Raw genomic sequence first — 25,061 nt, forward strand, 5'->3', positions numbered from 1 at the left:
GCGCGCCTCTACTTGCTTTCGGTGAAGAGTTCACGGCCAATCAACATCCGCCGAATTTCACTGGTGCCCGCGCCGATTTCATAAAGCTTCGCGTCGCGCAGCAGGCGCCCGGTGGGGTATTCGTTGATATAGCCGTTACCGCCCAACAGCTGAATGGAATCCAGCGCTACCTGGGTGGCTTTCTCGGCACAGTAGAGGATGACGCCGGCGGCATCCTTGCGCGAGGTCTGGTCGCGATCACACGCGGCCGCGACGGCATAAAGATAAGCGCGGCAGGCATTCAGCGTGGTGTACATATCCGCCACTTTGCCCTGCACCAGCTGGAACTCGCCAATCGACTGATTAAACTGTTTGCGCTCATGGATATACGGCATAACGACATCCATGGCGGCCTGCATGATGCCGACCGGCCCTGCGGCCAGCACGGTGCGTTCGTAGTCCAGCCCGCTCATCAATACGCGCACACCTTTGCCTTCTTCGCCCAGCACGTTTTCAACGGGGACCTTGCAATCCTGAAACACCAACTCGCAGGTGTTGGAGCCGCGCATGCCCAGCTTGTCGAGCTTTTGCGCCGTGGAGAACCCCGGCATGCCTTTTTCGATCAAGAAAGTGGTAATACCTTTGGAGCCAGCCTCTGGGTCAGTCTTGGCGTAGACCACCAGCACATCGGCATCGGGGCCGTTGGTGATCCACATTTTGTTTCCGTTTAGAATGTATTTATCGCCGACTTTTTTAGCCCGCAGCTGCATAGAGACTACATCGGAGCCAGCGCCAGGTTCGGACATGGCAAGCGCGCCGACGTGCTCGCCACTGATCAATTTAGGCAGATATTTGGCCTTCTGTTCGGCGGAGGCGTTGCGCTTGATCTGGTTCACACACAGATTGGAGTGCGCACCGTAAGACAGCGCAACCGACGCGCTCGCCCGGGAGATCTCTTCCATGGCGATACAGTGGGCAAGATAACCCATGCCACTGCCGCCATCTTCTTCAGACACGGTGATGCCCAAAAGGCCCATGTCGCCAAACTTCTTCCATAAGTCGTTGGGGAATTCATTATTGCGGTCGATTTCCGCGGCGCGCGGGGCAATTTCGCTGGCGGCGAAGGCATTGACCTGCTCGCGCAGCATGTTCATTTCGTCATCAAGACCGAAATTCAGTTCTGAGTAGAGAGAATGCATGGTCAATCACCTGTTTATTAGAAATTGTTTATTGAAAGATTGTTGGGTAGGGAATGAGGCGCCGCTAAATCTTAAGTAGACGATGAAGCCTAAATGCGTTCTTCATCGGATTGTTTTTCGTGTAGCTCCTCAAGCGCCTGACGGCAGCGAATCTCAGCACTTTCAAGCTCCAGCTGTACCATGGTGATGTCTTTCATCTGCTGTTCAAGCGCTGCCCGGCGCTCGCCGATCTTGTTCAGCATAAGCTGCAGCTGTTTTTCACTACCGCTGCGGGTCTCATCCCAAAGTTCAAATAATTCTCGGATCTCCGCTAGTGAAAGCCCCAGCCGTTTGCCCCGTAGGGTCAATTTAAGCCGTACTCGATCCTTGCTGCTGTAAATGCGTGTTTGGCCCCGCCGTGCCGGGTGAAGCAGTTCCTGATCTTCGTAAAACCGAATGCTACGGGTGGTAACGTCAAACTCGCTGGCCATTTCGCTGATCGAGTAGGTTTTGCTCATGGGTTAATTCTCTTCAAAAGGGGCTGTTCCTATGGAACACTGCTGATGAGGCTAAAACAAGTTTACGTTAACGTAAAGAAGTCATTGCCTAGGCCAATGGTTTAATGAGTTGTTATAACTCTATGTAAAATAGAATTTTATTGTTTTATTAGCATTTAATGTTATTTTTTGTAGACCAAAGTTGTAATTGTAATTGCCTGCTAGAGATTGCTAGTTTGCACTTAAACCTTACGTATAGGTAAAGATGCATTGCCAGCTAACAATAATAACGAACCTACCTCATTAAAGCGGTAAGGAGCTGGTGAAACGTCAGCACGAGAATCGCTCAGCATAAGAACAACAAGAGGCTTATTGCTTTATGAGTGCAGACAGTACTTCCGCAAACAGTACTTCCGAGAACAGTACTTCCACGACCGGTGCTTCTACACAAAGTGCATTGACAACAAGTACTTCGACGACAAGCTCTTCCCAAGCGCCAGTGCTCGAAACGCGAGGGCTGACAAAAGCGTTCCGTGGCTTTACGGCGGTGGATAACGTTAATCTCAGCGTTCAGGAAGGCCATATTCATGCCTTGATCGGGCCTAACGGTGCCGGTAAAACCACCGTATTTAACTTACTCACTAAGTTTCTTCCGCCCACGCGAGGCGAAATTCTGTATCGCGGTAAACCGATTACCGCGCTTAAATCCAACCAGATTGCCCGGCTTGGTTTAGTGCGTTCATTTCAGATTTCCGCGGTGTTTGCCCATATGACGGCGCTTGAGAACGTGCGCGTTGCCCTTCAGCGCCAGCTCGGCACATCCTTTCATTTCTGGAAATCGGAAAAATCCTTGGATCACCTTAACGAGCGTGCCTTGGCACTGCTTGAAGAAGTGGGCCTGCGTGAGTATGCCGACACGTTAACGGTGGAGATGCCTTACGGGCGCAAACGGGCGCTGGAAGTCGCGACGACGCTGGCACTAGACCCGGTGATGATGCTGCTGGATGAGCCAACCCAGGGCATGGGCGCTGAAGACGTTGACCGTATCGTGGCGCTCATCAAACGCGTTTCCAAAGGGCGGACGGTCCTGATGGTCGAACACAACCTGAGCGTAGTAAGCCGCCTATGTGATCAAATCACGGTGCTTGCCCGGGGCGCTGTTCTGGCTGAAGGGGACTATGAAAGCGTGTCGCGTAATCCGCTGGTGCGTGAAGCGTATATGGGCAGCGACGCCGCTGAACAAGAGAGGGCCAGCGCATGAGTATTGCCGATGCAGCAGCCGTTGATACGCAAGCCGCGGCGCCCAGCACTCACGCTAAGCCGCGCGAAATGCTCAGGATAAAAGATCTGCACGCCTTTTATGGCGAATCGCACATTCTTCACGGGGTGAATTTTGACGTAAAGCAGGGTGAGCTTGTCACCCTGTTAGGCCGCAACGGCGCCGGGCGTAGCACCACGCTCAAGGCCATCATGAACATGGTAGGACGGCGAACGGGTTCTATCGTGATCAACGGCCAGGAAACGCTGGCGATGAAGCCCCACCATATTCCTCGCCTGGGTATTGGCTATTGCCCTGAGGAGCGGGGGATTTTCTCAAGCCTGGATGTCCATGAAAACCTGCTGTTACCGCCCACGGTCAGTTCGGGCGGTATGAGCCTGGACGATATTTACGCCATGTTCCCCAATTTATATGAACGGCGCAAAAGCCAGGGAACGCGGCTTTCCGGGGGCGAGCAGCAGATGCTGGCCATGGCACGCATTTTACGTACCGGCGCACGTCTTTTGCTGCTGGATGAAATTACCGAAGGGCTGGCGCCGGTCATCGTGCAAAAACTTGGCGAGGTGTTGGTGCTGCTCAAGGCGCAGGGAATGACCATTGTGCTGGTCGAGCAGAATTTCCGCTTTGCCGCACCGCTTGCCGACCGCCACTTTGTGATGGATCACGGCCAGATAGTAGAAGAGATCAGCGCGGCACAGCTACCTGCGCGGCGCGAGCATCTCAATACGATGTTAGGGGTATAACCAGGTTACGTCGCTACACAACAACAAAGGCTCAAGGGCCAGGAGACGAACATGACGTTAATGAAAAAAACATTGGCTGCCAGCATTGCCGTAGCAGCTGCCTCCAGCATGGCAATGTCGACAGCGCAGGCCGAGATCAGTGACGGCGAAGTGCGAATTGGCTATCTGGCCGATATGTCGGGTACCTACCGTGATCTGGCAGGCCCGGGCGGCTTATCGGCGCTTGAGATGGCGATTGAAGATTTCGGCGGCAGCGTTAATGGCTCGCCCATTGTGGTATTCAGCGCCGACGACCGTAATAGCGCCGACGTCGGTGCCAATACGGTGCGTGAATGGATCGACCAGCGCAACGTGGATATGGTGGCGGGTCTGGTAGCATCCTCGGTCACCATTGCGGTTACCAAAGTGCTTGAAGAGAACAACGGACTGGGCCTTGTATCGGGTTCCGCCGCGTCAAGCGTTACTAACGAGCACTGCACGCCCAATCATATTCACTGGGTTTACGATACATATCCCTTGGCCAACGGTACCGCGAAAGCGGTGGTTGAGCAGGGCGGCGATACCTGGTTCCTGCTCACTGCTGATTACGCCTTCGGCCATGCGCTTGAAGCCGATGTCACAAGCGTAGTGGAAGCCAACGGCGGTCAAATCGTAGGTGGTGTTCGCCATCCGTTCCCGACCAACGATTTCTCCTCTTATATTCTTCAGGCCCAGGGTTCTGGCGCCAAGATTGTCGGCCTGGCCAATGCCGGGGCGGATACGGTTAACGCGATTACCACCGCCAGCCAGTTTGGGTTGACGCAAAGCGGCCAGCAGCTTGCGGGCCTGCTGATATTTTTGAATGACGTGCATGCGCTGGGCCTTGAAGCTACTCAGAACCTGTTGTTAACCACCGGCTGGTACTGGGATATGGACGACCAGGCCCGCGAGTGGTCTGAGCGCTATTTTGAAGAAGTTGGCCGCATGCCCACCATGGTGCAGGCGGGTATCTATTCAAGCACCATGCATTACCTGAAAGCGGTGGAAGCGGCGGGTACCGACGACCCTGAAACCGTACGTGCCCAGATGGCTGAAGAGCCCATCAATGACTTCTTTGCCCGTAACGGCCGCATCCGTGAGGATGGCCGCATGGTGCACGATATGTATCTGGCACAGGTGAAAACCCCGGAAGAGTCCACCGGTGAGTGGGATCTTTACGAAATCCTCAGCACTATTCCTGCCGAAGAAGCTTACCGCCCGCTGTCTGAAAGCCAGTGCAAACTGGTACAGAACTAAGCTCCAGCTTGGTCATTATTAAGCGCTAAGCCATTATTAAGCGTTACCGCTTGGGTCGCCGGGTAAGGCGGCCCAACGCGGCGAGGAGATTCGTTCTATGACGATGATATTCGGTGTGCCCATGGCGGTATTCATGGGGCAGCTCACTCTGGGGCTGGTCAACGGTGCGTTTTACGCGCTGTTAAGCCTAGGGCTTGCCGTCATTTTTGGGCTTTTAAAAATCGTCAACTTTGCGCATGGCGCGCAGTACATGCTGGGCGCATTTGCAGCCCTTTTGGGGTTTCGCTATCTGGGGATTAACTACTGGCTGGCGCTGATTCTGGTGCCGCTGGTGATTGGTGGGCTAGGCATGCTGGTAGAGCGTTTTCTACTACGCCGTATTGCCCATTTGGATCACCTATACGGGCTTTTATTAACCTTCGGGCTGGCGCTTATTTTTGAGGGCACGCTGGTTAACTTCTTTGGCGTTTCAGGTGCCCGCTATGCAACGCCTGAAATACTCCAGGGCGGGTTGAACCTGGGCTTTATGTTCCTGCCTACGTATCGAGCCTGGGTCTTGGTAGCGGCACTCACCATGTGTCTATTTACCTGGTTTATGATCGAGCGCACCCGGCTAGGCGCCTATTTGCGCGCGGGTACTGAGAACTCGCAGCTGATGCAGGCATTCGGAGTCAATGTGCCGCTGTTGATCACCCTTACCTATGGCTTTGGCGTAGGGCTGGCGGCATTTGCCGGTGTATTGGCGGCACCGCTTTATCCGGTTTCGCCGACCATGGGGTCAAGTCTGTTGATTGTGGTGTTTGCCGTGGTCGTTATCGGCGGGATGGGGTCGATTCTGGGCGCTATTCTCACCGGGCTGGGGATGGGCATTATTGAAGGGTTAACCAAGGTCTACTATCCGGAAGCCGCCAATACGGTGATTTTCCTGGTGATGATTTTAGTGCTCATGTTGCGCCCAGCTGGGCTGTTCGGGAAGGAGGCATAGCCATGACCGAATCACACACCTTGAAAGCGCCTTCCGTGGTGGCAAAACGCCAGCGCCGGGCCAATCAGCGTCGCACGCTCTTCTATATTGCACTGATAGTGGTGGGGTTGGTGGCACCGTTTCTGGCTTACCCCGTTTTCTTGATGAAAATACTCTGCTTTGCGCTATTTGCCTGCGCCTTCAACCTGCTGCTGGGTTATGCAGGATTGCTGTCGTTTGGTCATGCGGCGTTTTTGGCCACCGGTGGCTATGTAACGGGGTATTTGCTGGCAAGCTACCCGGGGCTTACTCCTGAGCTTGGAATTATTGCCGGTACGCTAGTGGCAACGCTGCTAGGCGTGCTGTTCGGCGTGTTGTCTATTCGCCGCCAGGGCATCTACTTTGCCATGGTGACGCTGGCGCTGGCGCAACTGATGTTCTTTGTGTTTATCCAGGCACCGTTTACCGGTGGAGAAGATGGCCTGCACGGCGTACCGCGGGGCAATCTGTTTGGGTTTATCAGCCTGAGCAATAACCTGACGATGTACTACTTCGTGTTTGCGGTTTTTCTGTTTGGGTATGCGCTTATCCAGCGCACCGTGCATTCGCCGTTTGGCCAAGTACTTAAAGCTATTCGTGAGAACGAGCCGCGGGCCATTTCGCTGGGTTACAACGTGGATGCCTATAAGCTGGTGGCGTTTGTTATCTCCGCGGCATTGGCGGGGCTTGCCGGTTCAACCAAAACCGTGGTGTTCCAGTTGGCGTCCCTTACCGATGCCCACTGGCATATGTCGGGCGAGGTCATCCTGATGACGCTGTTAGGCGGGGTAGGCACGTTGCTGGGGCCGATCATGGGCGCAGGGCTAGTCGTCAGCTTGCAGCATATTCTGTCCCAGTCACCGCTGGGCAACTGGGTGAGCGTGATGCTGGGGCTAATCTTTGTGGTCTGCGTACTAAGCTTTCGAAGCGGTATCGTAGGGGAGCTTGGCAATATGTATCGCAAAAACTTCAAGTAACTTCAGCCAGCGTAAAGCCGCGCTGTTTTGGTTGAACAGGCCTTTGAATAGGGCGCCCTTGAGGCGCCTTTTTTTATAGCGGTAAATGCGCCGCTCTACACCGAAGGTCGTGGGCGCCAAATGGTTGCGCAGCACAGGTTTAGGCGATAAGTTAACGTAAACGTCAATTACAACGACAACATCTAATGTGTGCGCACATTAGCGGAGATTGGCCATGAACTTTGAGTTGAGTGAAGACCAGGTAGCCTTTGCCGATATGGCGCGAGCCTTCGCCCAAAATGAGCTTGAGCCCCATGCTGCAAAATGGGACGCCGAAGCTATTTTTCCCGTAGACGTTATCCGTAAGGCCGGTGAGCTGGGCTTCTGTTCGCTTTACGCGCCGGAAAGCGTGGGCGGGCTGGGCCTTTCCCGGCTGGATGCCAGCATTATCTTCGAGCAGCTCTCCATGGGCTGTACCTCCACCACAGCCTATCTCACCATTCACAACATGGTGACCTGGATGCTTGCCGATTTCGGCCAGCCCGACGTGGTTGAGCAGTGGGGGGCGAAGCTTGCGACCGGCGAACTGCTCGGCTCTTACTGCTTGACCGAACCCAATGCGGGTTCCGATGCGGCCTCGCTTAAAACCACGGCCAAGCGCGATGGCGAATACTACGTGCTCAATGGCAGCAAGATGTTTATTTCCGGTGCGGGCAGCACCGATTTTCTGGTGGTGATGGCGCGTACCGGCAGTGAGGGCGCTGGTGGCGTTTCCGCGTTTGCCGTGGATGCCAAGTCGGAAGGCATCAGCTACGGGCGCAAAGAGGACAAGATGGGTTGGAACAGTCAGCCTACCCGAATGGTTACCTTTGAAGACGTCCGCGTACCCGCCAACCATCTGCTGGGTAATGAAGGTGATGGCTTCAAGATCGCTATGAAAGGCCTGGATGGCGGGCGGATCAACATCGCCACCTGCTCCATCGGCACAGCGCAGCAGGCGATCAATAAAGCCCGCGAATATATGCTGGAGCGCAAGCAGTTCGGTAAGCGCCTGGCAGAGTTTCAGGCCCTGCAGTTTCGCCTGGCCGATATGGTCACCGAGCTGGTGGCCGCCCGCCAGCTGGTAAGAATGGCCGCGACCAAACTGGATGCCGGCCACGCCGATGCCACCACCTACTGCGCCATGGCGAAACGCTTTGCTACCGATGTGGGCTTTAACGTCTGCGATGAGGCGCTTCAGCTATACGGCGGCAACGGCTATATCAAGGAGTACCCCATGGAGCGCTATGTGCGTGACACGCGGGTACATCGAATTCTGGAAGGCACCAACGAGATAATGCGCCTGATCATTTCCCGCCGAGTGCTCGCCGATAACGCCGCCGAACTATAGATCTACCGGACTATAGTGATAGTCACTGATTACCTATCAAGGATGGTTGAATGAGTAGCGTACTATTTACCGAGCACTCTACCGACGATGGCCATGCGATCGCTGAAATCAAGCTTAACGCCGAGCGCTCGCTGAACGCGTTAACGTTAGACATGATCGAGGCCATTCTGCCCCAAATAGACGCCTGGGAAGCCGACGAGCGTATTGTCGCCATCCTGCTGGATAGCGCTGGCGAGAAAGCCTTTTGCGCGGGCGGCGACGTGGTCAGCCTTTATAAAGCCATTACCGGCCAAGGCGACCCCGACTTCCCGGAGCGGTTTTTCGAGACGGAATACCGCTTGGATTACCGGCTCCACACCTATTCAAAACCGGTTATTTGCTGGGGCAACGGCATCGTGATGGGTGGCGGCATGGGGCTTTTAAATGCCAGCAGCCACCGGGTAGTGACGGAAACCTCCCGCTTAGCCATGCCCGAAGTGACCATTGGCCTGTATCCCGATGTAGGCGCCAGCTGGTTTTTAAACCGCCTGCCGGGCGGTGCCGGGCGGTTTTTGGCCATGACCGGCAGCCAGATTAACGCCCCTGATGCGCTAACCCTGGGCCTGGCCGACCGCTGTATTGCTAGCCATCGCCGCGACGAGCTTATCCAAAAGCTTATGAACGCGACCTGGGGCGCCGGGGAAAATACCGATGCCCACGGCGTAGTTAACCGTGCCCTGCGCGAACTTGAGCAAGCCTCTAAAGGCGATTTCGCGGAGCTGGATACGCCGGTGGGTAATTTCGCCCCGTTGATTCGCGAGTTGATGGATCACGACACCGTTGAGCAGATGGTAGCCGCGCTACTTGCCGTAGAAAGCGACGATAAATGGTTCAACAAAGCGCAAAAGACCCTGGCACACGGCAGCCCGGTTTCCATCAAACTGATCGATGAGCAATTAAAGCGCGCCAAACATATGTCGCTTGCCGAAGTGTTTCAGTCGGAGCTCGCGCTTTCAGTTCAGTGCTGTCGTCATCGCGAGTTCCCGGAAGGCGTACGCGCTTTGCTCGTGGATAAAGACGGCCAGCCCGCCTGGACCTATGCCGATGTAACAGCGGTAGAAGACAGCTTTATCGACGAGCTTTTAGCCTCGCCGTGGCCGGAAAGTCCGCTCGCTGATCTTAAGTGACCCAGACAAAGCAGATGTTCTTGAACGTTAACAACCAACAATAAGGACAATATTATGGCTATCGTGGCATTTATCGGTTTAGGCAATATGGGCGGCCCCATGGCGGCCAACCTGGTCAAGGCCGGTTACACCGTGCGTGCATTCGACCTGTCAGAAGCCGCCTTGGAAACAGCCCAATCACAAGGCTGCGAGGTGGCAAGCTCGGCCCGTGAAGCCGCCGCCGAGGCTGATTTCATTATTTCCATGCTGCCCGCAGGCAAGCATGTAAAAGCGCTGTACGTTGATGGGGATGTGCCGTTGTTTGACGTCGTCCAACCGGGCGCGCTGATTATTGACTGCTCGACCATCGATGCCGATACGGCGCGCAACGTTGCCGATATCGGTGAGAAGCGTGGCATCAGTTTTGTGGATGCGCCGGTGTCCGGTGGGGTAGGCGGTGCTCAGGCAGGCACGCTGACCTTTATTGTAGGCGGCAGTGACGCCCAGTTCGCGAAGGCTAAGCCCGTACTCGATGCAATGGGCAAAAATATCTTCCACGCGGGCGACCACGGTGCGGGGCAGGTGGCTAAAGCGTGCAACAACATGCTGCTATCGGTATTGATGGCGGGCACCTGTGAAGCGATCAATATGGGGGTTAAAAACGGCTTAGACCCCGCCGTGCTGTCTGAAATCATGAAGCAAAGCTCGGGCGGTAACTGGGCGCTAAACGTTTACAACCCCTACCCTGGGGTAATGGAAAACGCCCCTGCGTCAAAAGGCTATCAAGGTGGCTTTCAGGTAGACCTGATGATCAAAGACCTGGGGCTTGCCATGGATGTCAGCCAGCAAAGTGCCGCACCCGTGCCCATGGGCTCTGCCGCCCGTGCGCTGTTCACGCTGCATAAAGCGGGCGGCAACGGCAAGCTCGACTTCTCCAGCCTGATGCAGTTTTATCAGGATAAGAAAGTTGAAGGGTGAAGGGTGAAGGGTGTGGGGCGAAAGATGTTGTAGCGCGTGGTAACGAATCTTGCGAGGCTCGAGCAAATGAGACACCCGCAGCGGCGGCCCGGCGCGAAAGGGCGGCTAAGTCGCCCCACACCTAAACCACCTTTATCTCACGGCGTGATCGGGTAAACTCTTAAAAAAACCAACCAATAAGGAACGTTATGATCACGCTGTGGGGTCGCAATAACTCGACCAACGTTAAAAAAGTCATATGGGTGCTTGAAGAGCTGGCAGTACCTTTCGAGCAAATTCAGGCGGGCCTTCAACACGGGGTCAATAACACCCCGGAATACCTGGCAATGAACCCTAACGGACTGGTGCCGGTATTAAAAGACGACACCACTGACAGCGTGCTTTGGGAATCCAATACCATCATTCGCTACCTGGCCGCGCAATATGGCCAAGACAAGCTCTGGGTAGAAGACCCGGCACAACGCGCCCAGGCAGAAAAATGGATGGACTGGTCAAGCAACACGCTTTCGCCCGCCCACCGGGTGATTTTGATGGGCTATGTAAGAACACCGCCCGAGCAACGTGATAACGCCCAGATCGAAGCGGGTATGCAGAACTGCGAAAAACTGTTTGAACTGCTGGATAACGTACTCGCCAAGCAGACATGGTTCGCCGGTGAGGAGTTTGGCCTGGGTGATATTGCCGTTGCACCGTTTATCTACAATTTATGGAATATAGGCCTAACCTGGCAGCCGCGCCCCCACCTGGAGCGTTGGTATCAGCAGCTAACTGAGCGGCCTGTATTTCGTGATGTAGTAATGATCCCAGTTACCTAAACCGCTTCATCTTTATAGCCGTATCCTCCGCGGGTGCGCTAACGCTTACACCGCGCTACATCAAAGCTCAGAGCAACACGTAGCGCGTGGTAACGAGAAACGAGGCACCCGCAGCGGCGGCCCGGCGCGAAAGGGCGGCGAAGCCGCCCCAAGCCCGAACAAATCTAAAAACCCGCCTCCAACACCGCCAACTCACTATCCAGCCCGCGCAAAACTTCACAATCCACCCCATGCCGCTCGCCACTCTGAATTAACGGCCCCAAAATCGCCCCGCGCTCAGTAAGCCGTTCAGCCTCCACATCCTGCAGCATTGAAGCCTTATTGTTCGCCGTCTTCTCAATAACATCCCAAACCAACGCCAACCACGCACCCAAACCGTTACCCCCTCCAGGCGCTTGAATACCTTCGGCCAACATAATCCCCGCCACTTCCTTTACTACCGCCTCAACGCGGCCTGCGTACGCAGCGCCACGCAGCTCACCGTTACGAATCCCATTCAAAGCAACCAACGGATTAATCGCCGCATTCACCGCCAGCTTCTGCCATAGCCGACTGCGAATATCATCCACCGCCGTGGCCGCAAGCCCCGCTTGAGTAAGCTGATGGGCTAACTGCTGAGCCAACGCACCGTGGCGATTTTCCAGATCCCCCACAAACGTATGCCCACGCCCCGCATGTACCACGCCATTATCACCGGTTAGATAAGCGCCTGCCGTAGTAGTGGCACACAGCACTGGCCCCGGCCAGAGCTCAGTCAGCCTCGGCTGGGCCAAAAAGCCGTTCTGCCACAGCACCAGTGGAGTAGTGGCAGGAATAATGCCCGCCACACTCTCCAACGCCGCTTCAGCAGCCATCGCCTTGGTGGTGATATGCACAAAAGCAGGCGGCGCTGGCGCCTTGGCTAACAGTTGTGAAGTGGTTATCACGTTTAAGTGCTGGCTACGCGGCTCGCCTTCGGGTGTTGTTATTGTTTGCTGCTCAGGCAGTGCACGCCGGCCGACTAATGTGATGTCAGCTAGGGGGTAGAGCGAATGGGCTAACAAGCGGCCGATAGCGCCAGGGCCGAGAATCCAATGTGAGGTCATTTAGTGCCTACTTAGCAGTAGAGTTGTCGCTCAGCTTATCTTGTTTGCTATGAGGAAATGAAGGCGTTAGAAAGACGGCTAATTGCTAATGACGATACTTAAGATTATCTGCTAGCGTTAGAGCCAAGTGGGTTTGGTGAATTTTAGTGAGGATTTGAGCTAAAAGGCTCGCTAAAGTGGGGGCAGGGTAGAGTCGCGTTGTGCTGTGCTAAATGTCCGCTTTCGACCCAAAGCAGACGTTAGAAGGGATCGGGATGGACCCGCAATCGATTCAAAATGGAGGTTCGACGGTCACTGGTATCAGCGAGCTGAATGGTTCAATATGAAACTTTAGGTACACACGGGCGTCCAGATCCAAACATGTAATTTAAATAAGTAAGAATGCCCAGTCAAAAGTGAACTGAGTCAAGTCAGTCTTTCGTGCATTTTCATTTCTTGAAGGTTAAGTTTGTCCGGCATTTTATGATAAAGACCATAATCTCCCTATCAAGACGCTGGCTTGCCAATACCCTCAATAGCATCGTGTCTTGGCTGGAAAGCAAAGACGGCTCTACCGACATGCAATCGAGGTTTGTGGATCTCGCGCCAACTGATGAGGCAGACAAGTCTGGCGTATATTCCGAAGCGATGCTGTTTGCGATGAACAATGCCAAGGTTTCCAACATTGCCCTAACGGGTCCCTATGGCTCTGGTAAAAGCAGCATCATCCAATCCTTCTTGAAGAAATATCGGCGGCCTGCACTTCATATTTCTCTCGCTGCGTTCGTTCCCGAGGCAGTTTCGGGAGGTGAGAAGGTGAGCCGCCAAGAGATTGAGAGAAGTATCCTGCAGCAGATGCTGTATGGTGCTGACGCAAACAAACTTCCGTTGTCGCGGTTCAAAAGAATTCAGTCACCTGGTGTTGGGGCGGTTTTTAAATCTCTTTACATAATGCTTGGAATTCTGGCGATTTGGTATGTGCTTCATCATCGAGAGGGTATCATCAGCGGCACTTTTTTCATTCCGTTCGCGCTCAGTAATGGAGTCAATCTGGGGATCTTCGCGCTCGCAGCAACATTCCTCTGGGTGACTCTGCATCACTTTTATGTCGCGAGCTTCGGTCTGTCACTCAAGAGCATCTCGTTGAAGGACGTTGAGATAAAGCCTGCGCATGATGATCAGGCGTCCATACTGAACCGTCATCTAGATGAAATAATCTACTTCTTTCAATCAACCAATTACGATCTTGTCATCATTGAAGATATAGATCGATTCAACGATGCTGAGATTTTCGTCACACTGCGCGAAATTAATAGCCTCGTGAACGAGAACGCAGGCGTTAAACGCACCATCAGATTCCTCTACGCCCTGCGCGACGACATGTTTGTCAACACCGATCGAACGAAATTCTTTGAGTTCATCATTCCCGTCATACCGATCATCAATACATCAAACTCGATCGACATGGTCTTGGAGCAGGGAAGGAGGCTTGAGCTCGATGAGCGTCTTGATCGTCAGTTTCTGAGAGAGGTTTCACGATACCTGAACGACCTGAGGTTGATTCAGAACATCTTTAATGAATACGCCATTTATATGGCTAATTTGGAAACTGATGGAGAGAATCTGCTCGACGCCAACAAGCTCCTCGCGATCCTGATCTATAAAAACGTCTACCCAAGGGACTTTGAGCAACTGCACCGCGGCGCGGGGACTCTCGCCGAAATATTAAACCTCCAAGACGAGCTCATTGTGCATGGTGAGGCCACGTATAGGACCGAGATCGCGGAACTTGAAAAGCGGCTTGAACTTGCCGAGCGACAGACGCATTCAGACCTGAGAGAGCTGCAGCAAATCTACGCTATGGCTTTAGTTGAGAAGCTCCCAGCGAATGCTGTCAGAGTGTCTATTGATCGGCAAGCATGGATCACACTTCCTCAACTGGTCGGCCACAATGCGTTCGAGCAATTGATTGAGGCTTCGCGCCTATTCCACCGTAACGCCCAGAATCAACAACAGTCGGTCGATGTTTCCCAATTACAAAGCGAGGTGAACTCCCAGAAATCTTACAAGCAACGTAAGGAGGAGGTCGAAAGCAAGGAGGATGATAATAAGAACAATATCTTGCGCCAAATACGCGACCTAAGATCAAAGATCGCAGCGCTTCGCACGACTAAGCTCAACGAGCTTTTGCGTTTGAACGCCAACCGAGTGCAGGAGCTCTTCGGGAACTTTGGGGAAAACGGAGAGCTTGCTCGTTTTCTGATTCTCGAAGGCCATCTCGACGATACCTACTACCAATACACTTCACTCTTTCACTCAGGCCGTTTGTCACCCAATGACAACAAGTTTCTGATCCAGATACGGGCATTCGTCACGCCTGAGCCGGGCTTTCCGATCGACAATCCAAAGGAGGTCATCGCGGCGATGCGAGATGAAGACTTCCGGCAAAGCTATGTCTTGAACGTCAAGCTTGTCGATAGTCTCCTGGATGACCGGAGCCGTTACCTAGCCCAAACGCAGAAGCTTTTCGAGTTTCTCTCGTCCGACTTCGAGAGCTGCGAGGGCTTTTTCGATGCCTATTACACCAGTGGACGGGATATTGAAGGACTCCTTTCGGGACTAGCCAACGCTTGGAAAGGTCTAATTCCAGCTGTCATTGCAAGCCCTAACAATATCTCCCACGTTACCCAGCTGGTCTCGAACCTACCGGAAAATTTGGTCGAAATGCTCACAAAGAATTTTGAGGAATTACCGGAATTTGTTTCGGCGAACCTTCCAGAAGTTCTGTTGAATTCACCCGATCTAGCACCGGAACGTCTTGCATGCCTCGACTTTGAGATCAAAGACTTGGCTGCTATCAAAGAACACTCTGAAATTGTACATTTCATGTTTGAAGAGGGGCTTTTCGAACTCACGATCCCGAACCTGGAATACGTCTACCAAGTGATTTTGGGAGAGAACGATCTCGAGCCACTACGCGAGAGGAACTTTACGACCATACGTTCGAAAAATAACACAACCTTGATAAAGCGGGTCGAACGCGATTTCGACCGCTATCTACATGATATCCTTTTGGGACTTCAGGATAATTCAAAGGAAGATGTCCCCGCTATTCTTGCCGTTGTTCGCCACGACACGCTTGAACAAGACGATCTTCGGGAATTTCTTGGACGGCAGGCGACCTTGCTTCCAACCATAGAGGATGTGCCTGAGAGACTGCACTCGATGCTGTTCCAGTTAGGTAAGATCGAACCAACTTGGATGAACTGTCTTGATTTTATGGAAAGCGAAAAGTTCGAGGAGGAAAGCCTGGTTGGCTATCTTGATCTAAATGTTATCCGCGCGGTTATCCTGCAACATCCCATACCAAGCGACTCGGATTCACTGAAACTGCGTCAGTTTATCATCAATGCAGGTTGTCTTTCTGATGCCGCTTATAAAGACTATGCAAACGCCCTGCCGAAGTCGTTCAATAACCCACCAAAAGGGCTCGAACCCACCAAGCTTCGAATCCTGATAGGTGAAAGGAAAATCATATTCACTAAGGAGAGTCTCGACGCGCTCGCTGACAAAAGGGATTTGCAGGTACTATTCGTCGCGGCCAACATCGAAACCTATTTAATGGATCCAGAGAATTTTGCACTCGATGATGACTTCCGAGAGGAGCTTCTTCATGCTGAAATTGATAATGTAGCCAAACTCGGGATAGTCAAGTTGATGGACCTAGGAGCGCTAGCGGGGTTTCCCGAACGATCAGCACTTATCGGCCCAATTATTAACAATACCAACGCCAACATACCCGAACTTGATAGTAGTAGTGCTCAAGCCTTGATAACACATTCTAGGCCCATGTCGACGCAAATTTCACTCATCAACAAATATCATTCTCTTATGACGGATGACGAAGTGCGTCATGTCTTAGCTAATCTACCGCCACCATTTTCCGAAATAAAAACTGGGTATAAAATTCCGAGACTGGAGAACAATCCCGATAATCGAGATTTGGTCAGTTGGCTTGATTCAAGAAACATTATTTCGTCATGGAGTGAGGGTGGCTTCTTCAATAACGATATCAGAGTGAATCTTTATAGGAGCTGATAAGTGCCTTTAAAAATTCCGCATCTTCTCGACGTCAGCAGTACTTAGCCTGGAGCGTCACACACCAAACGGCAGCTCTGGGCGGAAACAGGAGTAATGATGCATAAGTGCTATCGACCCAAAGCCGTCTTTCATTTTTGTCTAATACGTCAAAAAATACTTAAGGCTTTCTGTTATCTACCATAGCCTCATGCCTCATAATTCTCGCTTTAAATAAGGAAGACTATGGATTCTTTTTTGCATGCCACCTTAGGTACATTTTTTACGCCACGACTTGAAATGCGCCTGTATGATCGCGCAGTGAAATTTACAGCAGATGCAGCTACGAATGAAAATATTCTTACTTATTTTCATGAGCATGTTCATTTATTTCAGGCGCTATTCACGGGATACGGCCATATTCAATGGAGTAGTCATCGACAAGCGACCGGCTACACTGAAAGGAAGTGGCGCGAGTTATGGCCTGCTATGAATGGCCCGCGCCTACCACTTTCAAATTGCAATAGTAACCTTAAGGTCAACTTCGAGTCCTGGAAGATTTATCAGATTTTCATAGAGCAGAACCAGATAGCCCAAGCCAGATATTTTGTTAATACAACCACAAATTTAATTAGCAGTCTTAATCTACTCACCATTAAATTCGAATGTGAAATCAATCCTATAATTGAAACGAATAGTGAGGAAAGAATACTTTGCACAAAAGATATATTAGAGGGACACGCCCACTACCTAGAGCGCTCCTTTGCCATGGCCATATTATCATTTCCTCAGGCAGAGGCTGAAAGCCGTAGAGGATTAAATGAGATATATACTGTAGCTTTCGATTGGTTCATCAAAGAGTGCGGTGCCGAGCGACGTCATATCTTTCCTGTAATTTGTGATCTCGCACTGCAGACTAGCTGGGATCCGGTTGTTCCACGTAATGAACACGAGTGGCAGTCTGCTAATCCATCGTGGAGATTCTATCTTCTCACCAAAGCTTTAGCGTCTCGTCCTGATTTATCACTGGGAAAACACGATACATGGCAGGATCAATATCTTGATTTCTGCAACTCCCTGACTGATCAATGCAGTTTCCAGCGTCTAGAGGTTGTAATATCCGAGCGCTTGAATGCCCTCAAGTTGCTGGAAAGCAACCCAGGTATTTCCCCCTTGCAGCGTAATATGAAAACAGCGATGGAATACAGGCTTAAGATGCCCTGGCTGACAGTAAATCCGACAGAAAGCGATCGTGAACTTGATTTGCTATTCAAGAAGTTTCGCATTCCTGCCGTTCTTATGGAGGGGCGTTTTCAATCGCAAGCACCATTTAAGGAGGAAATCTCTGTAGAGCTAATTGGAGAGTTACACTTCCAAGCATTCGTCGACCAGCTGCTAGGCAATGCATCTCCTCTAGTTAAAGAATCTAATGAATTGGAATGTGGCTTTGCTAGGTATGATATTCCAAATGGTTGCCCCTTCCAGGTCAGCGGCGATTGTATGGGTCGATTTAATCCTAAGAATGGTCTGCCGGTTCCGTTAAACCTTGATGAAAATGGTGTCGTCCAAGGATGCACTTTCGGCGCCATATTTTTTTCATCGGGTGTCAAAGTTGAGGAACTTGATGTGGATTACAGCAAAAAATTTCCTAAGTTTTTTTGAGCGTAGTGACCACTGTTTGAGTCACCCGCTATGGAGCCTGCAAAATTTTTTGCTTCGATGGCACATTCTGATATCAAGGTTATTTCGGACTGCGATGAGCATTTGGTTGATTGGGTTAAATTTCAAAGGAAGGAAAATCAGCCTAAAATACTTGCTAAGTTTGGAGCGGTCGAGATTTTTCTTTTTCACACTACTGTTCGGGCTCAGCTTTTGCAGAATATGCGTAACTATCAGGGATAAGCTCGTAACTAGGGCCTGCAGTCGACTGGTTTTTCGCTGCCGCTCCAAAGCGGCGGTTGGGTCAAGGCTTTATTCAGAACTAACTGAACATCCGCTTTTGGCCGATACCAGAAGCTAGGCAGAAATCCTGCTTAACTTCTATCCAACCTAAATCCCTTGGCTGTTCATACCTCAGGCAATACCGGTAGCCAAAACGCCAAAGCAACCAGCGTTGCCAATAGCACTGGTGGCGTGATCAGCAAGCCGATTTTCATATACTGGCCCCAGCCAATTTCGTATCCCTTGCCTGCTAGCACGTGTAGCCAGAGCAGGATGGCAAGGCTGCTAATCGGGGTGAACTTGGGTCCCAGGTCGCGAAGGGTCGTGGCTCTCGACAGAATAGTGCTGACCCCGCTGCCAGACGTAGACGCAGCTATATCCAATATGTTCGTGTCGGCATCTGTCATGCGAACGTGCCCGCGCGCTCGCTGCTTGCATATTGTGTAGGCCATAACGTGATAAGGGACCTCATACTGTGGCCTAGTTCGAATAGGCTTCTTCGATGGCAATGGAGACTCAATGATGAAAAAGCATTCTTTTCTAGTGGCTTTGATGGTCAGTACATTGGCCTTGACTGGCTGCACAGGGATCAACGCGGTTTCTAGCGATGCTGCTAGCAATGCGTCTTTGGAGAATACCTACTGGAAACTCGTGACAGTAGGTAAGGAGCAGACTGTGGTTAGCGGCGAGGCGCGCGAAGCGCATCTAGTGTTACATACCGAGGGTGCTCGACTGGCGGGCTCCACTGGCTGTAACAACTTGATGGGGTTGTATGAGCAGAAGGGCGACCAGTTGAGTTTCGGCCAGCTGGCCACCACTAGGATGGCTTGCCCTAGTGAGCTAATGGCACTTGAAAGAAACTTTCTCAATGCTCTCAACGACGTTGCCAGCTGGCAAGTTGTGGGTGAAACGCTGACCCTCGACAATGCACAGGGCGAGGAATTAGCCCGTTTTGAGGCTGTGTATCTCTACTGAACAAATATAGTTTTCGTAATTTGGCATGAGCCTGATGCTTGATCAAATTGACTAAACTTTTTGGGTGGTGTGAAGTTATCAGGCGGGGAAATGATTTGAATAGGCTACGTACGCCTTAAAGATAATCAGTTCGCTCTCGCCTCATCCATTGTTCTAAACCAGTAGCGGTTTAGACATTCGGTTTGAAGCTTACCGTTTAAGCTTTTCATAAAGACATCCTAAGTAGGCTTGTCCGGCTGAATAAAGCCCAGGGACACAGCCATTTCTTTACTGCTGAAAAGGCAGTGGTGTTGCCTAACCTCTGCTTGAGCCAGGTTATTCGGTACCCAACCAGCTTGCTTCTTACTCTACCTGCCCGCGCCGCTATGCCCAGCGCATGACGATCCTTGCAATTCTTGCAGAGCTACTATTCTGAGAGAACGGTTCAAACTGGCAATCAGGGCTCAATAGCCCTTACCCGAACACCGCAGATATAAGCAAGGAGCGCGAAATGGCACTGCATCTGAAAAACTTGGAAAATCAAACGGTGATCATCACCGGCGCAACCATGGGCATCGGCCTGGCAACGGCGCGCATGGCCGCCGAGCAGGGCGCACGCCTGGTTCTGGCAGCACGTGACGAGAATACGTTGCGCGAGCTCTGTGACGAAATCAACCTCGCCGGTGGCGAGGCCGTTTACGTCGCGGTGGATGTCGGCGATAAAGCGCAAGTTCAGAGGATAACGCAAACCGCCATTGATACTTTTGGCGGCTTCGATACCTGGATCAACAATGCCGGCGTATCCCTTTTCGGTAACCTGCTGGATATCGACGAGAAGGATTACCACCGCCTGTTCGACACGACTTACTGGGGCGTCGTGTACGGTTCGCTGGAAGCGGCACGCCACCTGAGCAAGCGCCGCGACGGCTACGCCGGTGCGATCATTAACCTCGGCTCAGTCGCTTCGGATCAAGCCATCCCTTATCAGGGCATGTATTCGGCCGCCAAGCATGCCGTCAAGGGCTTCACCGACGCCCTGCGCATGGAACTCGAACATGCTGGCGCGCCCGTTTCGGTCACGTTGATCAAGCCGGCCAGCATCGCTACGCCCTTCGCCGAACACGCCGGCAACGTTATGGATATGGAACCGACCCTGCCACCACCGCTCTACGAACCCCACATCGTCGCGCGCAGCATCCTTTACTGTGCAGAACACTCCCACCGTGACATGTACGTTGGTGGCGGCGGAAAGCTCATGGCCGCGCTAGGACACTGCGCACCACGGTTGATGGACAAAATCATGTCGGCGAAGATCGTCGGACAGCAGCAGACCAACAAGCCGGAACATCGGAGCCACTTCGCACTGCAAGAGGCGGCCACCGATATGCGCGAACGCGCCCCATACCCCCGCCACGTTTTCAAGACCAGCCTGTACAACAATGCCTCGATGCACCCGGTACTGACCACGGCCGTATTGGCTGGCGCATTGATCGGTGTCGTTGCCCTGGCCGGGCGACATTCAAAGCACTGACGGCCGATAGCGCTTCGCTCATTATGTAGCGCTACTAAGTAAGCGATGGCGTTGCATAGCTGCAGGTGGCTGGGGAGCAACTATAGTGCTGCCTAGCCTCTGCCTGAGGCAGGTTATTCGATGCCTGAACAGTTATCTTCTGGCTCTACCTGCCCGCGCCGTTGCATCCAGCGCATCACTATCCAGCACAGCGCTGCCCAGCTCGCCCCGGCCGTCCAGCCAGCAAGCACATCGGTTGGCCAATGGACACCGAGATAGACACGGCTAATGCCCACTAGCAGCGTCAGCAGTATTGCCAGTATTAAAAGATAAGCCTTCAGCCTCAGCGAGGGCTGTACGCGGATGAGTAGCGCGGCCAGGGTGAGGTAGGTCACGGCTGACATCATTGAGTGGCCGCTGGGAAAACTCGCCGTGTAGACCATGGCTTCATGAGACACGAGGTCTGGGCGAGGGCGGTCAAAGCCCATCTTCATAAAGGTGCTGAGTAGTATGCCGCCGGGCACTGCAATCGAGGCAAAGAGTGCCGCGCGATAGCGTCTGGCGAGTAGCAGGTAACCCAAGACGCCCAACATGATAAATACCAGGACGCCGACACCGCCAAGCGCGGTAAAGTCCCGTCCCATTTCCTCGACCCAGCCCGGCCCGATCGGGTCGCTAAGATCTGCGGGATTGCGAAAGGCGAGCAGCAGGCTCTCATCGATGCTCTGGGTGCCCCCTTCGATGACTTCATCAGCCAGCGCGATGAACCCCCAAATACCGCCGGAAAGTATCGCAATGCCTAGCAGCGTTACTAGTTCGTGGCGGCCAAGCCGAGCCAGCAGGGAAACGCTTTGGCGCCTAACGTGGCCAATTTTTTCATGGTGCTTCATTTGCAACTCCTTTGCTTTTATAAGTCACACGCAATGTCGATCCAGCCGGTTCTGAAGCACTGTCGACCCACTGAAAGTCCAGGAGGGAGAGCACACCGATGGCCATGGGCCAAGTTTGGCGCTACAGGATCAGTCCCTGCGATCGAGGGGCATCGGGGTCGTTCACAAGGTCCCCAGGGCATGGTATCTCCGGAGATTGTACGTTAAGTCACGACGTGGCTCAGCTCGACAGCCCTTCGTGACCAGGCACGAAACCGCCTAGCAGGCGGTCGATTTCCTTGGCAGGCATCGGACGGTAGAAGAAGAACCCCTGGATGAGGTCGCAATGCATTTCGCGAAGCAATGACAGCTGTTCGGCGTTCTCGACGCCCTCGGCCACCACCTCCAATCCCAACCGATGACCGATGAAGATGGCGCCCTCCATGATGGCCCTATCCTTCGGCTGTGTGGGAGCATCGTGGATAAAGGAGCGATCGATCTTCAGGGCGGTGACTGGAAAGTGCTTTAGATAGTTCAGGGAGGAATAGCCGGTCCCGAAGTCGTCGATAGCAATGCGAATACCGCGATGATAAAGGCGCCGCAGGTCCTCGAGGACGGTCTCGTCGGCTTCGATCAGGATATTTTCGGTCAATTCGATGCCGATATCCCGCGGACCTAAGCCGTGACGCCGCAGCGAGTCCTCGAAGCTCTTGAGGGCATCGGGACGCACCAGTTGACGACCTGAGATATTGATGTCGATGCGGTGCTCATGAAATCCCTTGGCACGCCATTCCACCTGCTGGCGGCAAACCTCTTCAATGACCCAGTCGCCCAGACGATGGATCACACCGGAACGCTCGGCCAGCGGGATAAACTCGGCAGGCAAGATCGGCGGGCCCTCGGCAGGCTCCCAGCGTATCAAGGCCTCGAGATTCTCTATTCGCCCACTGGCCGCCGAGACCTGGGGCTGGTAGTGGAGGGAGAATTCACCGTTATCCAGGGCTTCCTCGATTCGCGCCGAGAGATAGTGCTGGCGAACCAGCTCATCATGGAGCTTCTGTTGGAAGAAACGTATAGCACCCCGACCATCCAGCTTGGCACGATTCTTGGCAACATCGGCATTACGGATCAATTCGCGTGACGATTCACCATTCTCGGGAAAAAGCGCCACACCCAGGCAGGCCGTAACCTGGCGCTCCCGACCGTCCAGGACGAAAGGTTCCCGAAAGACATTCTGGACATGACGAACGACCCGTCTGATATCGGGGTCCAAGTAGACGCCAGGAAAGGCCAGCACGAACTCATCGCTAGAGACACGGGACACCAGGTCGGTGACTCGCTGGCACTCTCTCAGTCGCCGAGTCAGCTCAATGAGCAGGCGATCGCCCTGATCATAACCAAGGGCATCATTGATCTCGACGAAGTGATCGATGTCCAGGTAGATGGTTGCCAGGCCATTGCCCTGGCGCCGGCAGGAATCCAACAGGCTGTCAAGGTCGACCTCGAAGGTCTGGCGGTTAGGGAGATGGGTGAGCCTGTCGAAACGGGTGGCGAATTCCAGGTCACGGTGGGCGCGCTTTTGGTCGGAAAGATCGACGTCCACGCAGAACATCAAGGGTGAGTCGGTATGCTCATTGAGCATCAGATGCTGCGAAAAGACCGATACCAGTTCGCCGGTTTTGTGCTTGAGCTCGAGTTCATCGGCGGGTATATCGACCCCTTCTTTGACCCAGGCACCATGCGCCTGGATCACCTCGTCACGCATGAAGTCAGGAATGATCAGATCTTCCAGTAATTGTCCCTGGGCTTCCTCAGCGGTATAGCCATAGAGACGAGTGCTACCCTCATTCCAGTAAATCACTCGCCGATGGCGATCATAACCCTGAACCGCCACCTTCGGCAGACTCTCCAGCAGGGCGCGGAATCGCTGCTCACTCTCAAGATATTGGCGGCGTACTAACTCGACTTCTTCCCTGCCAGCATCATGCGAATCGATGCCATCAGTTGAAGGCGTCTTTGACACCTTCAACACGAGCGCACCGGAAAACTCCCTGCGGTTCTCCTTCAGGCGTTTCGAATCTTTGTGATGTCGGGAATCGCTGGCAGTCATGGGATCCACTAAAAGAAAAACACTGTCAAGTGCCGTTATAATGGCAACAATAGGCGCTTTTTTGTAATTATCCTATACCTATTTGTATGAGATAACTTATATATCCGCCATTAACAGTCTGATCCTGTTTTCAAATAAACAACTCTTTTCTGTTACATTTCTTGACATGTCGTTACGAATAATTTCACTTAACTCCTGTTGACCACGTGTATACACCGGCAGCACCGGGCAATTCCGCCCAGTTAACAGGAGAATACCTTTATGAAACTCGATACTCTCAAGCACGGTTTCGACCTCACCTCTATGCCTGTCGATTCACTCGCCGATTATTGGAATCCGGGTGTGGCCGAGGCGCTGAGGCATCAGGATTGGGCAAAAACCGATATTCGGGATCGAATCGATCTGACCGCCTGGCAGGAGTTTACCGCTGACCTGCCGCGCGATCCCTATGTCAACCAGCGGTGGAAGCGGATGTCCTGGCTCGCCCTGAATGATCAGGGCAATGTCGAGGATATGGGCCAATGCCCCATGGCCCAGGGGGGAGCCTTCAACGATGCGGAAAGCATGGCGGATCGTCTGCGGTACTATGATCCGCTGACTCGGGAATTCATGGCACGCCCCGATGTGAAGGCCTTCGTTCGCGCCTGGGCAAGGCTGTGGAGTATCGGTGCGCACGAACCCATTTTGATGCAGATCACCGGGGTTCGCGGAGAAGGCAGCATCGATCCCCTTCAGGGACAGGGAATTCATGCCGATGGCTGCAAGGCCCTGAGCATTCTGGCCATCAATCGGGAAAACGTGGCCGGGGGTGAAAACCACCTCTACGCAGACAAGGCTGGCACGCAACCCTTGGTCGATATCACCCTGGATCCGGGTGATATCCTTCATCTGAGCGATGACCGGCTGTACCACAGTGTCGACGGGATCGAACAGCTCGACAGCGAGGCACCCTTTGAGCGGTTCATCATCATCATCAACAGCCGCTTCGTGGACGACTTTCAGAACCGGATGTTGCGTCGCCACTTCCCGGAAGCGGTCCTCAATGAGAGCTACTAACACTCTTGGTAAATTGAGAACCTAGCAACACCAACGCCCCCGGAACTCCGGGGGCGTCTTGGTAGTGCGCCTAGCCGAACAGAAAGCGGATACGAGGCGTCGAGACGGTTCCGGCGTCGTTATCGAGGACGAGAGCCGAGCCTGCCCCGCTCATGGAGGCTGTCTCGTCGATGAAGGCCCACGTCACTGCCGGGCACCGCTGGGTGGTTGACCTCGATCTGGAAGTCTTCTTCCATCCAACC

Annotated in this window: 20 protein-coding genes; 14 read left to right on the top strand and 6 right to left on the bottom strand. The window is 53.1% G+C overall.

The window, feature by feature from the left end; all coding sequences use genetic code 11:
* Positions 1-8 precede the first annotated feature (8 nt).
* Positions 9-1,178 (bottom strand): isovaleryl-CoA dehydrogenase, encoded by a 1,170-nt coding sequence (locus tag D467_RS0102220; RefSeq protein WP_018915877.1) that lies wholly within the window; start codon positions 1,176-1,178, stop codon positions 9-11.
* A gap of 89 nt (positions 1,179-1,267) precedes the next feature.
* Entirely contained in the window at positions 1,268-1,675 is a 408-nt protein-coding gene (locus D467_RS0102225) for a MerR family transcriptional regulator (RefSeq protein ID WP_018915878.1), read from the bottom strand.
* 478 nt (positions 1,676-2,153) lie between these two features.
* On the opposite strand from D467_RS0102225, the gene D467_RS0102230 reads away from it, so the two are divergent.
* The 9 genes from D467_RS0102230 to D467_RS0102270 all read left to right on the top strand — a co-directional run bounded on the left by D467_RS0102230 (position 2,154) and on the right by D467_RS0102270 (position 11,238).
* Complete coding sequence (locus D467_RS0102230; protein ID WP_018915879.1) at positions 2,154-2,915, top strand: ABC transporter ATP-binding protein; 762 nt, start codon at positions 2,154-2,156, stop codon at positions 2,913-2,915.
* Positions 2,916-2,983: 68 nt separating this feature from the next.
* Positions 2,984-3,676 carry an ATP-binding cassette domain-containing protein gene (locus tag D467_RS0102235; protein WP_026285574.1) on the top strand — a complete coding sequence of 231 codons (693 nt, stop codon included), beginning with the start codon at positions 2,984-2,986 and terminating at the stop codon, positions 3,674-3,676.
* Positions 3,677-3,727: 51 nt separating this feature from the next.
* Complete coding sequence (locus tag D467_RS0102240; RefSeq protein ID WP_018915881.1) at positions 3,728-4,951, top strand: ABC transporter substrate-binding protein; 1,224 nt, start codon at positions 3,728-3,730, stop codon at positions 4,949-4,951.
* Between the two features lie 97 nt (positions 4,952-5,048).
* Positions 5,049-5,936 (top strand): branched-chain amino acid ABC transporter permease, encoded by an 888-nt coding sequence (locus tag D467_RS0102245; protein WP_018915882.1) that lies wholly within the window; start codon positions 5,049-5,051, stop codon positions 5,934-5,936.
* 2 nt (positions 5,937-5,938) lie between these two features.
* Complete coding sequence (locus D467_RS0102250) at positions 5,939-6,931, top strand: branched-chain amino acid ABC transporter permease (RefSeq protein WP_018915883.1); 993 nt, start codon at positions 5,939-5,941, stop codon at positions 6,929-6,931.
* Between the two features lie 214 nt (positions 6,932-7,145).
* A complete protein-coding gene (locus D467_RS0102255) occupies positions 7,146-8,300 on the top strand; it encodes an acyl-CoA dehydrogenase family protein (protein ID WP_018915884.1) in 1,155 nt (384 codons plus the stop codon).
* A gap of 50 nt (positions 8,301-8,350) precedes the next feature.
* Positions 8,351-9,466 carry an enoyl-CoA hydratase/isomerase family protein gene (locus D467_RS0102260; protein ID WP_018915885.1) on the top strand — a complete coding sequence of 372 codons (1,116 nt, stop codon included), beginning with the start codon at positions 8,351-8,353 and terminating at the stop codon, positions 9,464-9,466.
* Between the two features lie 54 nt (positions 9,467-9,520).
* The gene (mmsB, locus tag D467_RS0102265) at positions 9,521-10,423 is read left to right on the top strand and encodes a 3-hydroxyisobutyrate dehydrogenase (RefSeq protein WP_018915886.1); all 903 of its coding nucleotides are present in this window, start codon (positions 9,521-9,523) and stop codon (positions 10,421-10,423) included.
* 188 nt (positions 10,424-10,611) lie between these two features.
* Entirely contained in the window at positions 10,612-11,238 is a 627-nt protein-coding gene (locus tag D467_RS0102270) for a glutathione S-transferase family protein (protein ID WP_018915887.1), read from the top strand.
* Between the two features lie 164 nt (positions 11,239-11,402).
* Here D467_RS0102270 and D467_RS0102275 read toward each other — a convergent pair whose 3' ends face one another.
* Positions 11,403-12,323, bottom strand: a complete 921-nt coding sequence (locus D467_RS0102275; protein WP_018915888.1) for a ketopantoate reductase family protein — start codon at positions 12,321-12,323, stop codon at positions 11,403-11,405.
* Between the two features lie 462 nt (positions 12,324-12,785).
* On the opposite strand from D467_RS0102275, the gene D467_RS0102280 reads away from it, so the two are divergent.
* Both D467_RS0102280 and D467_RS0102285 read left to right on the top strand, forming a co-directional pair.
* Entirely contained in the window at positions 12,786-16,400 is a 3,615-nt protein-coding gene (locus D467_RS0102280) for a YobI family P-loop NTPase (protein ID WP_018915889.1), read from the top strand.
* A gap of 225 nt (positions 16,401-16,625) precedes the next feature.
* A complete protein-coding gene (locus D467_RS0102285; RefSeq protein WP_018915890.1) occupies positions 16,626-18,041 on the top strand; it encodes a hypothetical protein in 1,416 nt (471 codons plus the stop codon).
* Positions 18,042-18,445: 404 nt separating this feature from the next.
* Here D467_RS0102285 and D467_RS19635 read toward each other — a convergent pair whose 3' ends face one another.
* A complete protein-coding gene (locus D467_RS19635) occupies positions 18,446-18,727 on the bottom strand; it encodes an ArsB/NhaD family transporter (protein ID WP_279614484.1) in 282 nt (93 codons plus the stop codon).
* A 112-nt stretch (positions 18,728-18,839) separates the two neighbouring features.
* On the opposite strand from D467_RS19635, the gene D467_RS18955 reads away from it, so the two are divergent.
* On the top strand, positions 18,840-19,295 hold the full coding sequence (locus D467_RS18955; protein WP_018915893.1) for an META domain-containing protein: 456 nt from the start codon (positions 18,840-18,842) through the stop codon (positions 19,293-19,295).
* Positions 19,296-19,785: 490 nt separating this feature from the next.
* Entirely contained in the window at positions 19,786-20,805 is a 1,020-nt protein-coding gene (locus tag D467_RS0102305) for an SDR family oxidoreductase (RefSeq protein ID WP_018915894.1), read from the top strand.
* A gap of 113 nt (positions 20,806-20,918) precedes the next feature.
* On the opposite strand, the gene D467_RS0102310 is transcribed toward D467_RS0102305, so the two are convergent.
* Positions 20,919-21,674, bottom strand: a complete 756-nt coding sequence (locus tag D467_RS0102310; RefSeq protein WP_018915895.1) for a phosphatase PAP2 family protein — start codon at positions 21,672-21,674, stop codon at positions 20,919-20,921.
* Positions 21,675-21,894: 220 nt separating this feature from the next.
* Positions 21,895-23,763: a putative bifunctional diguanylate cyclase/phosphodiesterase gene (locus D467_RS0102315; RefSeq protein ID WP_244147793.1), complete on the bottom strand. Its 1,869-nt coding sequence runs from the start codon at positions 23,761-23,763 to the stop codon at positions 21,895-21,897.
* Between the two features lie 261 nt (positions 23,764-24,024).
* Between D467_RS0102315 and D467_RS0102320 the strand changes: the two genes are divergently transcribed.
* The gene (locus tag D467_RS0102320) at positions 24,025-24,819 is read left to right on the top strand and encodes a 2OG-Fe dioxygenase family protein (protein WP_018915897.1); all 795 of its coding nucleotides are present in this window, start codon (positions 24,025-24,027) and stop codon (positions 24,817-24,819) included.
* The last annotated feature ends 242 nt before the right edge of the window (positions 24,820-25,061 follow it).

It is taken from the genome of Vreelandella zhanjiangensis DSM 21076, from assembly GCF_000377665.1.
In the GTDB taxonomy this organism is placed as follows: Bacteria; Pseudomonadota; Gammaproteobacteria; order Pseudomonadales; family Halomonadaceae; genus Vreelandella; species Vreelandella zhanjiangensis.

What these genes read in the sequence shown, in the direction of transcription:
- D467_RS0102220 (WP_018915877.1), bottom strand. Translation starts at nt 1,178, where the DNA reads ATGCATTCTCTCTACTCAGAACTGAATTTCGGTCTTGATGACGAAATG.
- D467_RS0102225 (WP_018915878.1), bottom strand. Translation starts at nt 1,675, where the DNA reads ATGAGCAAAACCTACTCGATCAGCGAAATGGCCAGCGAGTTTGACGTT.
- D467_RS0102235 (WP_026285574.1), top strand. Translation starts at nt 2,984, where the DNA reads ATGCTCAGGATAAAAGATCTGCACGCCTTTTATGGCGAATCGCACATT.
- D467_RS0102240 (WP_018915881.1), top strand. Translation starts at nt 3,728, where the DNA reads ATGACGTTAATGAAAAAAACATTGGCTGCCAGCATTGCCGTAGCAGCT.
- D467_RS0102245 (WP_018915882.1), top strand. Translation starts at nt 5,049, where the DNA reads ATGACGATGATATTCGGTGTGCCCATGGCGGTATTCATGGGGCAGCTC.
- D467_RS0102250 (WP_018915883.1), top strand. Translation starts at nt 5,939, where the DNA reads ATGACCGAATCACACACCTTGAAAGCGCCTTCCGTGGTGGCAAAACGC.
- D467_RS0102255 (WP_018915884.1), top strand. Translation starts at nt 7,146, where the DNA reads ATGAACTTTGAGTTGAGTGAAGACCAGGTAGCCTTTGCCGATATGGCG.
- D467_RS0102260 (WP_018915885.1), top strand. Translation starts at nt 8,351, where the DNA reads ATGAGTAGCGTACTATTTACCGAGCACTCTACCGACGATGGCCATGCG.
- mmsB (WP_018915886.1), top strand. Translation starts at nt 9,521, where the DNA reads ATGGCTATCGTGGCATTTATCGGTTTAGGCAATATGGGCGGCCCCATG.
- D467_RS0102270 (WP_018915887.1), top strand. Translation starts at nt 10,612, where the DNA reads ATGATCACGCTGTGGGGTCGCAATAACTCGACCAACGTTAAAAAAGTC.
- D467_RS0102275 (WP_018915888.1), bottom strand. Translation starts at nt 12,323, where the DNA reads ATGACCTCACATTGGATTCTCGGCCCTGGCGCTATCGGCCGCTTGTTA.
- D467_RS0102280 (WP_018915889.1), top strand. Translation starts at nt 12,786, where the DNA reads ATGATAAAGACCATAATCTCCCTATCAAGACGCTGGCTTGCCAATACC.
- D467_RS0102285 (WP_018915890.1), top strand. Translation starts at nt 16,626, where the DNA reads ATGGATTCTTTTTTGCATGCCACCTTAGGTACATTTTTTACGCCACGA.
- D467_RS19635 (WP_279614484.1), bottom strand. Translation starts at nt 18,727, where the DNA reads ATGACAGATGCCGACACGAACATATTGGATATAGCTGCGTCTACGTCT.
- D467_RS18955 (WP_018915893.1), top strand. Translation starts at nt 18,840, where the DNA reads ATGATGAAAAAGCATTCTTTTCTAGTGGCTTTGATGGTCAGTACATTG.
- D467_RS0102305 (WP_018915894.1), top strand. Translation starts at nt 19,786, where the DNA reads ATGGCACTGCATCTGAAAAACTTGGAAAATCAAACGGTGATCATCACC.
- D467_RS0102310 (WP_018915895.1), bottom strand. Translation starts at nt 21,674, where the DNA reads ATGAAGCACCATGAAAAAATTGGCCACGTTAGGCGCCAAAGCGTTTCC.
- D467_RS0102315 (WP_244147793.1), bottom strand. Translation starts at nt 23,763, where the DNA reads ATGACTGCCAGCGATTCCCGACATCACAAAGATTCGAAACGCCTGAAG.
- D467_RS0102320 (WP_018915897.1), top strand. Translation starts at nt 24,025, where the DNA reads ATGAAACTCGATACTCTCAAGCACGGTTTCGACCTCACCTCTATGCCT.